This window comes from Ensifer sp. ENS08 (assembly GCF_014852195.1).
GTDB lineage: Bacteria > Pseudomonadota > Alphaproteobacteria > Rhizobiales > Rhizobiaceae > Ensifer > Ensifer adhaerens.
Genome location: NZ_JACVBF010000002.1, coordinates 430803 through 445672, shown reverse-complemented (window position 1 = coordinate 445672; position 14870 = coordinate 430803). Strand labels below are relative to the sequence as shown.

The following is a 14870-nucleotide window of genomic DNA, read 5'->3' as shown; positions in this document are numbered from 1 at the left end:
CTAGAGCCGCCACCCCTGGCTCATCACGAAGCGCGCCATGTCTCCCGGCATGATCGCCCTGTCGCCATAGGCCTTCAATGACTGACCGTCCGGCAAAGCCAAGGTCAGGGCAAAACGCTCGCCCTCGAACACGCAGGAGACGACGCGAAGCGCCATCCCCTCGTCGTCGCGGCGCACATGTTCCGGGCGCACGAGGACGTCGCGCACGGCGCCATCGCCTGCGCCTTCCATGCCGACGCCGGCAAGCGCTGACCGCAGCGTTGGCCAATCCATCGCCCGCGGCATGCCCTCCGGCACGGCGAGCTTGAGCACCGAGCCGCGGCCGATCAGGCCGCCGACGACGGCGCCTTCGGGTCTTGCGTAGATCTCGGCCGGCGGCGCCATCTGCATCAGCCGCCCCTCGGACATGACGGCGACATCGGTTGCGAGCGCCATGGCTTCCGCCTGGTCGTGCGTGACATAGATCATCGTCGCGCCCGAGCGCTCGTGGAAGATGCGGAAGGTCTCCTCCATCGACTTGCGTAAGTGCTGGTCGAGATTGGCGAGCGGCTCGTCGAGCAGCACGACGTCCGGTGAGGTCACCAGGCAGCGGGCAAGCGCCACGCGCTGGCGCTGACCGCCGGAAAGGGCTGCCGGCCGGCGGTCGGCATAGTCGGTGAGCTTTACCAGCGCCAGAGCATCGGCGACGCTCCTTTGCCACGCCGAGCCTGAAATGCCGCGGACCTTCAGCGGATAGCCGACATTTTCGGCCACCGTCATATGCGGCCAGAGCGCATAGGACTGGAACACCATCGCCATGTTGCGCCGCTCCGGCGGCAGCGCCCGTGCAGCATCCGAAAGCCGTCTTTCGCCAAAATCGATCGATCCGTCGCTGGGCTGCTCGAAGCCGGCGATCATGCGCAGCACCGTCGTCTTGCCGCAGCCGGAAGGCCCGAGCAGCGCCAGGAAGCCGCCTTCCCGCACGGTCAGCGACACATCGGAAACCGCCGGTCGGCCGCCGCCGAAATGCTTGGTGAGGTGATTGAGGATCAGTTGCGCCACGGCAGCACGCCTTCCGGGAGATAGTTTGCGAGAGCCTCGAGCGCGGCCATCAGCACGACGACCATGACGACCACGAGCACGGAAAGGGCTGCGGCCAGGTCCGACGAGCCGCTGTCGTCGAGATTGAAGATGGCGACGCCGAGCGTCTGGGTGCCGGCCGACCAGAGCAGCGCCGAGACCGTCAGCTCATTGGCGGCAATCAGGAAGACGAGGATGATCGCCGCACCCGCGGCCGGCGCTACCAAGGGCAGGATCACGTCGGACATCCGCCTGAAGAAGCCAGCACCGGCGAGACGCGCCGCCTCTTCCAGCGATGGGTCCATCTGCAGGAAAGCACTCATCACCGGCTTGAGGCTGACGGCGAGGAACGAGGAGAAGTAGGCAACCAGGATGATCCAGATGGTGCCATAGAGCGAGACCTTGAGGATCGGCAGAGGTGCGGCAAAGGTAAGGATGAAGGCGACGGCCAACACGATGCCCGGCAGCGCATAGGGGATCTCGATGAGGATGCCGAGCGTATTGGCAAGCCACCCCTTGCGCCGCGTCATGAGATAGGCCGCGGGCACCGAGACGGCGAGCAGGCCGAATGCGGCCGTTGCTGCAAGGAACATCGAATTGCCAAGCGCCTTCAGCGTCATCGACTGGCGGAAGAGAATTTCTTCGTAAGCGCGCAGCGACACCGTCTGAAGGTTGAGCGGCACGCCATAGGCCGGCACCAGCGAGCTCGCGACAAGAGCGGCGAGCGGTGCGACCAGCACGAGAAGCAGGATCGCCACGAGGACCAGCTCGACGACCGGGCGGAAGCGGCCGAGCGAAAAGGCGGCATTCGACCCGGAAAGGCCGATGATGCGGTAATCCCTGCCGACAAGCGCCTTCTGCTGCAGGATCAGCCCGGCAGCCGCGATCATGGCGATGAGGCTGGAGAGCAGCGCGATCTCGCCGAAGGTGCCGGCGCCAAAGCTGGCGAGCCGCGTATAGATCAGGGTCGGCAGCACCTCGATGCCCGCGGGAATGCCGAGGATCGCCGGAATGCCAAAATTGCCGACGCCGGAGACGAAGGCGATCGCCGCACCGGCAATCAGTCCCGGCAGCGACAGCGGCGCGACGATGTCGCGAAAGACACGGAATGGCGTGGCCCCGGCAAGCCGTGCCGCCTCCACCCCGTCGCGCGGCGTGGCGGAAAGCCCGGCTTTCAGCGCCAGGAAAACCAGCGGCGCATGCTGGACGCCGAGAAGCAGCGAAATGCCTGCCAGCGAATAGAGCGGCTGCGGGCTGCCGAGCGGCGGCGCAATCCCGAGCGTCTTTAACAGCGGGCTCGCCGGCCCGGTCATCTCCACCCAGGCAAGCGCCGTCACCTGCGGCGGGATCATCATCGGCAGCATGAAGGCAAAGCTGAGCGCAAGCTTGCCGCGCACATCCGTCAGCGCCACCGAGAAGGCGAAGAGCGCGCCGATGACAACGGAGACGACCATGCCGCCGGTCGCGGTTATCAGCGTGTTGCGGATGGCGGCAAAGGTTGCAGGTTCCGTGAGCACGCCAATCGACCGGCCCGAAATAAGCCCGGCAAAGCCGGCCTTCGCCAGGCTGAAGAGCGGCAGCAGGCAGAGGAGAAACAGGCAGCCGAGAACGAAGGGCACCAGCCAGCGCGGCTCGGCGGCGGGGCTCGCCCCTGCCCGCACCTTGGGCGCGCCCATCGTCCGGCCGTGAAAGGAAAGGCGCAGCCAGCGGGGCCGGCTGCGCGCATCGTTGCGTTCAAGCATTCCCGGGATCAGTTCGTACCGAAGATGCCGGAGAAGGTTTTGAGATCCGCGTCGGAGTTCTTCACGGCCTCGGCCGCATTGACCGGCAGCACCTTGATCGTCTCGCGGGCCGGATAGCCCGCAGGCAGCGCCACGCCGTTGCGGGCCGGGATATAGCCCATCTTCACCGCCGTCTTCTGGCCCTCCTCGGACAGCAGGAAGTCGACGAACTTCTTCGCCGCCTCGACGTTCTTGGCGGTCTTCAGGATGCCGACGGGCTCGGTCACGGCAGACACGCCCTCGGCCGGGAAGACGAATTCCACCGGCGCGCCCTTGGCCTTCTCGCGGATCGCCATGAAATCGACGAGCATGCCATAGGCCTTCTCGCCGGTCGCAACCGCCTTCAAGACGCCGCCATTGCCGCCGGCAGCCGTAGCACCGTTCTCGGCGAGCGCCTTGTAATAGTCCCAGCCGAGGCCATCAATGCCGGTCAGGGTCTGAGCGTGAATGAGAGCCGCACCCGAGGTCAGCGGGCTCGGCATGGTGACGAGGCCCTTGGCCTCCGGCTTGCTGAGATCCTGCCAGCCTTCAGGCTTCATGGCGGCGGAGGTGTTATAGACGATGCCGGTCGTGATCATCTTGGTGGAGTAATAGGCGCCGTCGGCATCATAGAGCGCCGCGTCGTAGCTTGCCGCTTCAGGCGACTTGTAGTCGGCGAGATGGCCTGCTTCCTTCAGCCGCTGCATGGTCACGGTGTCGGCGATGAGCAGCACGTCGGCCACCGGATTGCCGGCCTCGATCTCTGCCATCAGCTTGGCCATGATCTTGGTCGTGCCCTCGCGCACCCATTCCACCTCGATGCCGGGATTGGCGGCCTGGAACGCGTCGACCGTCGCCTGCGCATCCTCGTTCGGCTGGCTGGTATAGAGCACCAGGCTCTCGGCATAGGCCGCGGTCGAAAGCAGGCCTGCGACAACAGCGCCGGCAAGGACGGAGACAAACGATTTCATGGATACACCCTCGTGTTGAAACTGGCGCCGAGGGATAGGGCCACCCTTTTACAGGGGTATGACAGAACCGGGGGACGCGCGATCTGTGGGTCCCGATGCAGGTCGCGCAAATGTGCGCAGCGGTTTTGCGGCGACGACGTGCATAAAAACAAGAGCTTCACGCGATGAGCTTTAGCGCGCGCCCGTCGACATCTGGCTGCGGTGGAGCACATAGGCATTGGCCAGTGTGTAGAGGAACTCGCGGTCACTGTAGTGCGCATAGTGGTCCAGCCTGTAGACGCGCGCGAAATTTCGGGCAGCGACCTCGAACTCCGGTCCGAGCGCATTGTCGACATCGCCAAAATAGAAGCCGATGGCCTTCAGGTATTTCTGAATGAGGCGAAGGTCGCCCTCCGCCGACTGGATGGTCAGCTTGTTGAATTCGTTGGTGGTGAAGATCGACAGGTCGTCATTGGTGTTGCGGTGCTCGAAGGTCATGACATAGCCGAGGTTCTCCGCAGCGATGAAGGCGTGCATCGTCTTCAGGATGACGTTGTACTCGACCGGCCGGCCGCTCAAGGGCGCCATGCCACGGTTGAAGAGCAGCATCATCGAGGCGATCCTCGACGTCATGGAAAAGGGACTGCTCGGCGAATAGCCGAGCACCTCGAAGACGCAGCCGGCGGCCTGATAGTCCTCGGCCGGATCGAGCACCCGGCGCAGATACTCGTTGTCCACACCGATAATCCGGTTGTCCTTGCCATAGTGAAGCCGGCCCTTGATGGGAGCGCCCTCTTGGGTCGCGGCCTGGCCCGCCTCGACGGCCAGCTCGCGAATGGCCATGCCGAGTCGGCCCATCAGCATTGTCGCGATTAGCGCCTCGACAGCGGCCTTTTCCATGCCGTTTCGGGGAATGACCGCACTGCCGTGGCCGACATAGGCATCGAGCGCGCCGAAGCTTGCTGCGAATTCTCCCTGGAGTTGGCCATACCAGTTAGGCAAAAGCGCCTTCAGCGCAAAGCTTCGCCTCTCCAGCTTCCGCCACAGCGCCGCAAAGTCGTTAATGGTGATCTCGAAGACATACGGAATATCGAGTGCGGCATTGAATTCGTCTGCCATTGAGTACCTCCCGAAGCACTCGGCACCACCACCTGCAATAAAGGATCCCCCAGGCTACACTCACATATCGGCCGAATGCGGCATAGTCATCCAAACGGGTTAGTGCGGCGCGGCATGCGCTGGCTCCGCACAAAACAATCCACACTGGAGTTTTCAAAAAAAATTCGCGGCCATGTCACACCGGCCGTCGCTCGCTCGTCATGGTATCGGAACCAACGAAAGGAAACGGAACCATGACTGCCAAGATCGACCTTTTCGCCGCTGCCCCGCAACTGATGAAGAGCTGGACCAGTGTCTCGATGGCCGTTGCCGCGAGCCTTGACGCCACTATTATCGAACTCGTGAAAATCCGCGCCTCGCAGATCAACGGCTGCGCCAACTGCATCAACATGCACACCCAGGAAGCCCGCGAAAAGGGCGAGACGGAACAGCGCATCTACCTGCTTTCCGCCTGGCGCGAAGCGCCCTGCTATTCCGATCGCGAGCGCGCCGCGCTAGGCTGGACAGAATCGCTGACGCGGCTTTCGGAAGGCCACGGCCATGAAGCGGCCTATCAGGCGCTGAAGGACCATTTCACCGAGGAGGAACAGGTGAAGCTCACGCTGATGATCAACGTCATCAACGGCTGGAACCGTCTGGCCGTCGGCTTCGGCCTCTGGGTCGATCCGGCCGCCGCCAAGGCCGCCGCGCAGGCTGCCGCCTGATGGCGGAAAGCGCCCATGAGGACGCAGCGGCGGTTTTCGACCCGCTGCGTCCGAAGCTCGTCCGCGTCGCCTACCGCATGCTCGGCTCGGTCGCCGATGCGGAGGACATGGTGCAGGAGGCCTTCATCCGCTGGATGGGGGCCGACCGCACATCCGTGCGCGAGCCGGAGGCGTTCCTGCGTCGCACCGTCACGCGGCTCTGCCTCGACCAATTGAAATCCGCGCGGCTGAAGCGCGAGACCTATGTCGGCCCCTGGCTTCCCGATCCGGTCGTCGAGGAGGAGCCGGAGGACGACGTCACCCTGCCCCTGATGCTGGCACTCGAACGGCTCTCGCCGCTTGAGCGCGCCGCCTTCCTGCTGCACGACGTCTTCGGCCAGAGCTTCGATGAGGTAGCGGCAACGATCGAGCGCGACGCCGCCGCTTGCCGCCAGCTTGCCGCTCGTGCCCGCACCCATGTGCGCGAGGAACGCCCCCGCTTCCAGATCGAGCAGCAGCGCGGCCTGGAACTCGCCAACGCCTTCTTTGCCGCCTCCCGCCACGGCGATATGAAAACGCTCGGCTCCATGCTCGCAGCCGATGTCAGCGTACATTCCGACGGTGGCGGCAAGCGCCCGGCCGCCCTGCAGCCGATCCTCGGCTTCGACGCCGTGATGAAGGTGCACGCGCAACTGGCCGCCCTCTTTGCCAAGCACGGCTCGACGCTCGTGCGCGCCGGCTTCATCAACGGCCTGCCCGGCTTTGTCACCCGGGAGGCCGATGGCGAACTGCAGACGACTGCGCTGGAGATCGAGAACGGCAAGGTCGTGGCGATCTACGTCGTGCGCAACCCGGACAAGCTGGTGCATTTGCACTAGGGTCGGTATTGCCCGTCGAAGCTCTCCTGCGCTTCGGCACAAGGCGACCGGCTCAAGGCGGCCGTCTCAATCGGCCCGCCGAAGGCCCTCTGCATAGAGGCCTAAGCTGGTGCCGCGACCAATGACTATGATGCGCCCACCCGGTTCGAGACCTCTCCTGAGCTCGTCGGGAACGCGGCAAAGGCTGTTGAAGAGAAACGGGACGTCTCGCAATTCGACCGGTGAACGGCATTCGCTAGTGCCGTAGCGACCCGGGTCCACCACCGTATACGGGAGTTCGACCTGATGGCCCGCGATAATGGCAAGAATCATCGGGCCCGCGAACACCACCGTGTTGTTTCCAAAGAAGTAGCCAATAAACGGCCATCCAAGGAGCGCGGCGGCTTTCTTTATTTCACTGCCCCGAATCCTGTATTTGCTTTTGCAGGTGAGCCACAGCATTCCCGCCGCAAATGCCACGCCCCCGAAAATTCCGGGAATGGTTGTCGTTGCTAGCCAATCTGCCGATGGCAAAAATTGATAGCCAACCATTTTCGCAAGTACAGGCAGTGCGCCGAGTGTCACCAGGACTGTGCCCAGGAAGCGGGCCGTACCTGGCAGCTTCTGCTGCACCATCTCTTCGTTCGCCAAAGCCATTAGCCGGACCGCATTTTTCGAGAGGGTTCCATCGTTCCTTCGCACGCCAAGGGTTGTGACTTCAAGGTCAACAACCAGCAGCAAACCCTTTCTGCCGATATGGCTGGTGGGCCAACTTCGTAAGGCAGGTGGTCGCCACATGGAATGCGACGCCACGCTGCTCCAGAACCAAAAATCAGGCCGCTTGCTCGGCCCCGGCACCCGCGCTCACAGGAATCCGCGCGATCACCTTGATCTCGAAATCGAAACCGGCGAGCCAGTTGACGCCGATGGCGGTCCAGTTGGGATAGGGCTTTTCGCTGAAGATCCGGTTCTTGACGGCCATGATCGTCTCGAACTGGTGTTCGGGGTCGGTGTGGAAGGTCGTCACATCGACGATGTCGTCGAAGCTGCAGCCGGCTGCCGCGAGCGTCGCTTCGAGATTGTCGAAGGCGCGTTCGACCTGGCGTTCGAAATCCGGCTCCGGGGTGCCATCCTCACGGCTCCCCACCTGCCCCGAGACGAACAGCAGGTCCTGCGACCGGATGGCCGCGGAGTAGCCGTGCGCCTCGTAGAGCGCATGACGATTTGCCGGAAAGATTGCGTTGCGTTTGGTCATCGGTCTGATCCTTCTCGTAAATTGAGGACGCGCAAACGGGCGCGCGCTGCCGTTTCAGGCAGAACTTCACAAAACCCGCTTCATTTGATATACGGAACGTATCTGAAATAGCGAAATACGACGCGTATGTCAAATCCATATACGCGCCGTATCTGAATTTGAGGTCAATGATGGCCAGAAGCCGCCAGGAAACGATGGAGGAAAACCGCGCGAAGCTGATTTCGGCCGGCCGAAAGGCCTTTGCCGAAAAGGGCTATGCGGCGGCCTCGATGGATGAGTTGACCGCCGATGTCGGGCTGACGCGCGGCGCGCTCTATCACAATTTCGGCGACAAGCGCGGGCTCCTGGCCGCGGTCGTAACGCAGATCGACGGCGAGATGGCCGCCCGCGCCAAGGCGATCGGGGCAGATGCGGCAGCCGGTGACCACTGGCAGGCGATGCTTGCCGAAGGGGCGGCCTATATCGAGATGGCGCTCGATCCCGAAGTCCAGCGCATCGTTCTGCTCGATGGCCCGGCCGTGCTCGGCGACCCCTCGAAATGGCCGAGCCAGAACAGTTGCCTGCTGGCGACGAAGCGATCGGTAGAGCAACTGCTGGACAAGGGCGTGCTGAAGCCGGTCGATCCGGAAGCGGCCGCGCGGCTCTTGAGCGGTGCCGCCCTCAACGCTGCCCTCTGGGTCGCCGCCAGCGACGAGCCGAAAGCGGTCTTGCCGAAGGCGATCGAGGCCTTCCGCGCCATGGCCACCGGCCTGCTGGCGGAGCGCTGATCCGCCGCGCATGCCGTTGAATGGTCGTCGCGGCGGCAAGGACTAACGGGCGTTCGCGCCCACCAGCTCCCAGAGGTCGATGCCTCCCGAGCGCCCCTTCACGTGCACCATCCCCATCGCGCGGAAGTCGAAGAGGTCGGCAACCGCAGACTGCACCGCCCCGCTCACCAGGATCGACGTGTTGAACTCCTTGTTCAGCCCCTCGAGCCGCGAGGCGACGTTGATCGTGTCGCCCATGGCCGTGTATTGCTGCCGCGCGATCGCGCCGAAGCTGCCGACGACCGCCGGCCCCGTATGCACGCCAAAGCGCGTGAACAGCTCCGGCCGGCCGCCTTTGCGGTTGGTCTCGTTCAGGCGATCGACCGCCGCCTTCATCGCCAGCGCGCAATGACAGCCATTCTCGATGTGCTGCGGATCGGCAACCGGCGCGTTCCAGATGACGAAGATGCTGTCGCCCAGATACTGGATCACGGTCCCGTGGTACTGCTCGGCCACCGTGTTCAGCATCTCGAAATAGGCCGAGAGAATATCGACGACTTCCTCCGGCGAATGCTGTTCGGAGATGGTGGTGAAGTCGCGCACGTCGGTGAAAAGCGCCGTCACCTCCTGCCGCCTGCCCCGGACCGCCGCCCCGCCTTCGGGGTCGATGATCCGGCGCACCACCTCGCGCGGAACATAGAGCGCAAACTGGACGATAGCGCGCCGGCTGGCGGAAAGCGCGCCGCCAAGCGTATTGATCTCGGTGATCCAGGAATGCGGGGCGTCCGTGCCGGCAAAGTTCAGGTCACCGATCCGCCGCGCCTCGTCGGCGAGGTGATAGAGCTTGCGGCTGATCACGCGTGACAACATGAGCGAGCCGACCACGCCGGCCACCAGCACGGCTGCGGCAATCATGAGGTTGCGCACCAGGAGCCGGTTTGCCTGCACCACCAGATCCTGCAGCGGCACGACGATCGCGACCGAGCTGCCCTTGAAGAGGCCGGATACGCTGACGGGTGCCATCTGGACCAGATAGCGCTCGCCGGCAAAATCGGCTTCGGCAAGACCACCGCCCGCATAGGCGGGATCCTTGCGCAGCCCGGCGACGACGTCGAGGCTGGGATCCAGGCTGCGCATGCCGGCGCCGCCACCACCCGACCAGGCGCCGAGGATTGTGCTCATGACCGCGGGATCGGAATGGGCGACGAGGTTGTTGTCGCTGCCGATGACATAGGACCGGGCCCGCGGTGAGATCTCGCGCGCATCGAGAAGGCGGCTGATGGTCTGAAGGTGGATGTTGGTGCCGACCACGATCCCCTCCTTGCCCTTCAGCGGAACGGCGAGCGCCAGCGTCGGAACCTTCAGCGTTCCCGTGACATAGGGCCCGACGGAAACCGGACCGCCGGCTCGCAACGCCGTCTGATACCAGGGGCTCTGCCGCGGGTCGAAATTGGTGCGCTCGAACGGACGCTCCCCGATCGTCTGCGCCGCAGCGTCGAGGAACCGAAGGGTCGAGACGGTGCCCGCGTCCTTGGCATGCGCAAGCAACCGAACGGCAAAGGCGGTGCCTGCCGGTGCCGCCAGACTTTGGCGAACATAGTCCCGCCCCGTGTTGATCACCTGCAGGTAGGATCCATCAGGATAGCCGGCATAGACGCTCGTCGCGTTGGAAACGCTTCTGAGCACCTCCAGGAAGAACTGCTCCTTCGGCTGCAGGTCGCCCGGCGGCGCGACGGCCAGCTGCGGCACGGTGGACGCAAGCGCGACCGCCTCGTGGCCGCCCTCGAGCGCATTCCTGTAGCTCTCGATCAGCCTCAGGCTCATCTCGCGCATGTGCTTTTCGCCGGCAAGGATCGCCGCCTGCCGCCCCTGGCTGAACGCCATCCAGATGATCGGCGTCGCCGTTAAGATGAGCAGCGCCACGACGAGCACGCTGAGATGCACCCTGAGAGGCCTGGACCAGTTCACGCAATTCCCCCGAAACGCGACTGTATGGAGGCGACCCTAGCACCTGCCCTGGCGAGGAGGAATGCATATTCTTTCAAAGAAATAGGCCATTTCAATCTCTGATGAGAGAATGAAACGGCCCGGTACAGGTGACGGCTTTTCGAGCGTCAGTTCAGCGGAATGGCGTTGCCGTCCTTGCTGTCCTGATAGACGGAGGAGAGATCGTCGTATTTCGCCCGGATCGCCTCGGCGCGGGCCTTGAGTTCCTGGCGTTGCGGCTCGGGCAGAGCGTCGATCAGCGCGTGGATCGACTGGCCCTTCCAGAAGGCATTGGTGCGGTTGTAGCCGCCCGGCTCCAGCGTGAAGACCTCCTTCAGGATCTTCAGGTCATGCGGAATGGAGAAACTGTCGCGGGAATCCTCGTGGCTGAAGAAGTAGAAGAAATTATCGAAACCCGCCCAGGTGATCGCCGAAAGGCACATCGAGCACGGCTCATGCGTCGAGAGGAAGATGAGGTCGCGGCTGTCCGGCCGCTTCTCGCCCTCGATCTCGTAGAACCGCTTCAGCGTGTGCACTTCGCCGTGCCAGAGCGGGTTTTCCGTCTCGTTGTTGGTTTCGACAAGCACGGTCGAAAGATCGGATTTGCGCATCAGCGCCGCGCCGAAGATCTTGTTGCCGGCGGCAACGCCCGCTTCCGTGGCCGGAATGATGCCCTTCTCCATCGTGTGAAGCAGCGCATCGAGCAGCGCGTAATTGTCGGTCTCACGTGTCATTCCCAATGTCCTTTCGTTGGGTTTTTCAATCAACGCCAGGAAAAACAGGAAGCGGTTTCCTGCCCGGAATGGCGGGTTTCACAAGCAACTCCAGAAAAAGTGCGAAGCGGTTTTTCGTCCGGAGTTGCGTGTCTCAAAACAATCCCAGGAAAAGTGCGAAACGGTTTTCGTCCGGGATTGCGTAATTCAAAGCAACCCCAGGGAAAGCAGTCTGGGATTGCATCATTTCAGGGAGCTTGCCGGTTCAGTGCGCCTCCGCCGCAATCAGCGGCACCTCGGTGCCCTTGGCATCGTAGAGCTTGCCGTTGAGGAAGTAGTCGCCGTCGTGCAGCCTTGCGATGTCCTGGTAGCGGATCGTGCGTTCGGTTGCAGCCACGAAGACCGACTGCTGGTCGGAATTGCCTGCGGTGAAGTGATTGAACAGGAGGTTGAGCAGGATCGCCATGACGGCCGCCGACGAGATGCCCGAATGGAAGATCGTGGCGACCCAGGCCGGGAAATGCTCGTAGAAGCCGGGGGCCGCAATCGGGATCATGCCGAAGCCGATCGAGGTCGCGACGATCACCAGGTTCATGTTGTTGTTGTACTCGACCTTGGACAGCGTGCGGATGCCGCTTGCCGCAACCGTGCCGAAGAGCACGATGCCGGCGCCACCAAGCACCGAGGTCGGCACCGAGGCGACGACGCGACCCATGATCGGCAAGAGGCCGAGCGTTACCAGGAACAGGCCGCCCGTTGCCACCACGTAACGGCTCTTCACGCCCGTCACCGCCACGAGGCCGACATTCTGGGCAAAGGCGCTCTGGGTGAAGGAGCCGACGACCGGCGCGAGAATGCTCGACAGCATGTCGGCACGAAGGCCGTCACCAAGCCGGCGCGAATCCACCTTGGTTTCGACGATCTCACCGACGGCGAGAATGTCGGCCGAGGTCTCGACCAGCGTCACCATGATGACGATCAGCATCGAGATAACAGCCGCAAGTTCGAAGGTCGGATAGCCGAAATGGAAGATCCTCGGCAATGCGAAGACCGGGCCGTTTGCAACTTGCGAGAAATCGGTCATGCCGGCGACATAGGCAATGCCGGTACCGATAACGATCGACAGCAGGATCGAAAGCCTGGAGATCGAAGCGTTGCCGAGTTTGCTCAAGAGCAGCACGATGATGAGCGTGACCGCCGCAAGCTGGATATTGGCGGTACTGCCGAAGTCCGGCGCCGCCTTGTTGCCGCCCATCGCCCAGAATGCCGCAACCGGCATCAGCGTCAGGCCGATGGTGGTAATGACGATGCCGGTGACGAGCGGCGGGAAGAAGCGGGTGATGCGCGAAAACACCGGCGTGATCAGAAGGCCGATCAATGAAGCCGCGATGACCGCGCCAAGGATCGCCGGAATGCCGCCATTGCCGGAAATGGCGATCATCGTGGCGACACCCGAGAACGAGACGCCCTGCACCAGCGGCAGGCGGCTGCCGAAGAACGGCACGCCGATCGTCTGCAGGATGGTGGCGAGGCCACCGGCGAAAAGCGAGGCGGTGACGAGCAGGCCGACATCGCTGGAATTCAAGCCCGCCGCCTGGCCGAGGATCAGCGGAACGGCGACGATGCCGCCATACATGGTCAAGACGTGCTGCAGGCCATAGGCCAGATTGGCACCAATGCTCAGCCGTTCGTCTTCCGGATTTTGCGCCGGATTCTGGGTATGCGTAGTGTCCTCTGAAATGCTTGCCAAGGGTATCTCCTCCATACCTTCGCGATATGTCCCGTCTCCAGCGGGACAACCAAAAGGGTACTGAAGGTAGGCAAATCTCGCTTTCCTAAAAAAGGCGAAACACCTTTCGGGTTTTGGGCGGGAATGGTTGGGGCGGGAATATCTGCCGCAATCGGCCTTTTTTAAGCGGTTTCCGACGCTTTCAACCGCAAAATCCGATCGCCAGGGGCAATCTGCTCCACCGATAGGCCATTCAAAGGAGAGCAGAGATCATCGCATTGCGCAATGGTCGCGGCGCTCTCGTACCGCTTTCCCCGCCGATCGAAGGGGCACAATGAAGCCGAGGCGGCCGCCGGCGTTCACCGCCCGTGTCACCGTTGCCTTCACTGCGAAAGTTCCAGCCCAGCACCAGTTGGACGCGACGGCCCCTAGAGGCTGCAGCCCGGATGCTTGTAGAGATCGGCCTGCGACAGATCCGGCGGGCATGGCGTGCTCTTGCCGCTCCCTTGGCCGCAAGCCGAGGGCTTGATCTGCGAGATCGCCGAGTAGTGTCCCTGGGAAACATGCACCCGGACGCAGGTCTTGGTGCCGGCATTCCACCAGGTATTGTTGCCGCCGACGTCGACATAGCCCCTGGACTGCATCTCGCTCTCGGCGCCAGGCGCGCGTGCGCCGACGAGATCGGCGATATCGGCCGGCGATTTGGCAAGGGTTGCTGTCGGAAGGGACATCAATGCTGCTGCTGCGATTGCGACTGTGAAACGCATCGGACGAATTCCTTCTGAGCAAGAAGAGGCTGTTCGCATGCTAGCGCGACTGTATTAGCAGAGGAGAAAATGGATGGCGAGAACAATCACGCAACCTGCGAATGCGCGGCGACAACCACCGGCCGTCGCCGCTCGACGGCAGGCAAAGGCCGCCGCTCAGCCTGATATCGGAGGCAACGCGGGCGCATCAAGCCCGCGGAACGGATCGCGCCAGGCGTCGACCGCCTCGAGCTGCCCGGCCCAGCGCGCAAGTGCCGGATAGTCCGCGAGCGGCAGCCTTGCCACATCATTGTAGGGCAGGAATGTCGCCATGCGAAAATCGGCGTAGGAGACCGCCTCGCCGACCAGCCAGGCGTGAGCGGAGAGTTCGGCATCGAGCAGCCGGGCCGCCTTGTGGAACGCCTTCATCCCCTCCTCCACCATGGCCTCGTCACAAGTGCCGATGCCGTAGCGCAGCTTGGTGCCGCGCTCCCAATGCACCATGTCACAGGCCTTCACGAAGTTCTCCTTGCCCCAGCTGATCCAGCGGATCATCTCCGGCTCGTCGTCATCCCTTCGCCAGAGGTTGGAGCCGACCTGGCGAGAGAGAAAGCAGGCGATCGCATCCGCCTCCCACAGCGCCCGGCCGGGACGCTCCAGGATCGGCAAAAGCAGGTTGGGATTGAGCGGCCGATAGCGGTCCGCCTGCCCCGGCGCCAGCGGCTCGGCATATTCGAACGCGACCTCTGCCTTCAGAAATCGGGCCGTGGCGACCGCCAGGCGCGGATTGGGGTTGCGGCTGAAATAGAGCTTCATGCGGCTTGGTCCTCCGTGTGCACATCCTGAAGACGCACGAATGCTGCGTTTGCCGACAGAGACCGAGACAAAATCGACCGGGACTCTAGCCGGCGCCGGGCGTGTGACGTCCGCGCCAGAGCAAGACCGACAGCACCGCATGAACTGCGATCGCAGGCCACAGAAGGACGCCGGTGGAGCCATCCGTCAGTCCGAACCAGGCCAGATAGAGCGTGACGGCCGCACTGTAGATCAGCATGCCGATGAGGCTTGAGTTCTTCCAGCAGGCAACGCCGAGTGCGATCAGGGCAATTCCCGCCACCCGGGCCGTCGGGATCGCCGGCCCGGTGAGTAGCTCGCCAAGCAGCATCTGCCCCACGAGCGAAGGCGCCACCACCAGTGCGAGCCCTGTTGCCATCTCCCCGAAGGCGGCGAGATCAAGCACGCGTATCATCGGAACGCACCTCTGCCA

General features: G+C 63.3%; 15 protein-coding genes. 3 read left to right on the top strand and 12 right to left on the bottom strand.

Translation table 11 applies throughout. The annotated features are described in order from the left end of the window. From IB272_RS07740 to IB272_RS07725, 4 genes are all read right to left on the bottom strand, one after another. Complete coding sequence (locus IB272_RS07740) at positions 1 to 1041, bottom strand: ABC transporter ATP-binding protein (protein WP_192444275.1); 1041 nt, start codon at positions 1039 to 1041, stop codon at positions 1 to 3. Further along, on the bottom strand, positions 1029 to 2735 hold the full coding sequence (locus tag IB272_RS07735; RefSeq protein ID WP_192444364.1) for an iron ABC transporter permease: 1707 nt from the start codon (positions 2733 to 2735) through the stop codon (positions 1029 to 1031). Before IB272_RS07735 ends, IB272_RS07740 begins: the two co-directional genes overlap by 13 nt. A gap of 74 nt (positions 2736 to 2809) precedes the next feature. After that, positions 2810 to 3790, bottom strand: coding sequence for an ABC transporter substrate-binding protein (locus tag IB272_RS07730; RefSeq protein WP_192444274.1), 981 nt, complete (start codon positions 3788 to 3790; stop codon positions 2810 to 2812). 171 nt (positions 3791 to 3961) lie between these two features. Then, entirely contained in the window at positions 3962 to 4888 is a 927-nt protein-coding gene (locus IB272_RS07725; RefSeq protein ID WP_134887851.1) for a peptidoglycan-binding domain-containing protein, read from the bottom strand. A gap of 233 nt (positions 4889 to 5121) precedes the next feature. Between IB272_RS07725 and IB272_RS07720 the strand changes: the two genes are divergently transcribed. Then, complete coding sequence (locus IB272_RS07720; protein ID WP_034793267.1) at positions 5122 to 5592, top strand: carboxymuconolactone decarboxylase family protein; 471 nt, start codon at positions 5122 to 5124, stop codon at positions 5590 to 5592. Beyond that, positions 5592 to 6449, top strand: coding sequence for a sigma-70 family RNA polymerase sigma factor (locus IB272_RS07715; protein ID WP_060583273.1), 858 nt, complete (start codon positions 5592 to 5594; stop codon positions 6447 to 6449). Before IB272_RS07720 ends, IB272_RS07715 begins: the two co-directional genes overlap by 1 nt. Before the next feature lie 66 nt (positions 6450 to 6515). Here the strand turns inward: IB272_RS07715 and IB272_RS07710 are convergent, their stop codons facing one another. Further along, entirely contained in the window at positions 6516 to 7169 is a 654-nt protein-coding gene (locus IB272_RS07710; RefSeq protein WP_192444273.1) for a hypothetical protein, read from the bottom strand. Between the two features lie 91 nt (positions 7170 to 7260). Then, positions 7261 to 7683 (bottom strand): RidA family protein, encoded by a 423-nt coding sequence (locus tag IB272_RS07705; RefSeq protein WP_060516102.1) that lies wholly within the window; start codon positions 7681 to 7683, stop codon positions 7261 to 7263. A 170-nt stretch (positions 7684 to 7853) separates the two neighbouring features. On the opposite strand from IB272_RS07705, the gene IB272_RS07700 reads away from it, so the two are divergent. After that, entirely contained in the window at positions 7854 to 8450 is a 597-nt protein-coding gene (locus IB272_RS07700; protein ID WP_192444272.1) for a TetR/AcrR family transcriptional regulator, read from the top strand. A gap of 42 nt (positions 8451 to 8492) precedes the next feature. Here the strand turns inward: IB272_RS07700 and IB272_RS07695 are convergent, their stop codons facing one another. The 6 genes from IB272_RS07695 to IB272_RS07670 form a co-directional block, all read right to left on the bottom strand. Continuing rightward, positions 8493 to 10397, bottom strand: coding sequence for an adenylate/guanylate cyclase domain-containing protein (locus tag IB272_RS07695; protein ID WP_192444271.1), 1905 nt, complete (start codon positions 10395 to 10397; stop codon positions 8493 to 8495). A 146-nt stretch (positions 10398 to 10543) separates the two neighbouring features. Continuing rightward, a complete protein-coding gene (locus IB272_RS07690; RefSeq protein ID WP_034793244.1) occupies positions 10544 to 11149 on the bottom strand; it encodes a nucleoside deaminase in 606 nt (201 codons plus the stop codon). A 244-nt stretch (positions 11150 to 11393) separates the two neighbouring features. Beyond that, entirely contained in the window at positions 11394 to 12878 is a 1485-nt protein-coding gene (locus tag IB272_RS07685) for a nucleobase:cation symporter-2 family protein (RefSeq protein WP_060516100.1), read from the bottom strand. Positions 12879 to 13285: 407 nt separating this feature from the next. Continuing rightward, complete coding sequence (locus IB272_RS07680) at positions 13286 to 13624, bottom strand: hypothetical protein (RefSeq protein WP_060516099.1); 339 nt, start codon at positions 13622 to 13624, stop codon at positions 13286 to 13288. A gap of 156 nt (positions 13625 to 13780) precedes the next feature. Then, positions 13781 to 14419, bottom strand: a complete 639-nt coding sequence (locus tag IB272_RS07675; RefSeq protein WP_112977164.1) for a glutathione S-transferase family protein — start codon at positions 14417 to 14419, stop codon at positions 13781 to 13783. A gap of 85 nt (positions 14420 to 14504) precedes the next feature. Beyond that, on the bottom strand, positions 14505 to 14852 hold the full coding sequence (locus IB272_RS07670) for a hypothetical protein (protein WP_127889129.1): 348 nt from the start codon (positions 14850 to 14852) through the stop codon (positions 14505 to 14507). Between the last annotated feature and the right edge of the window lie 18 nt (positions 14853 to 14870).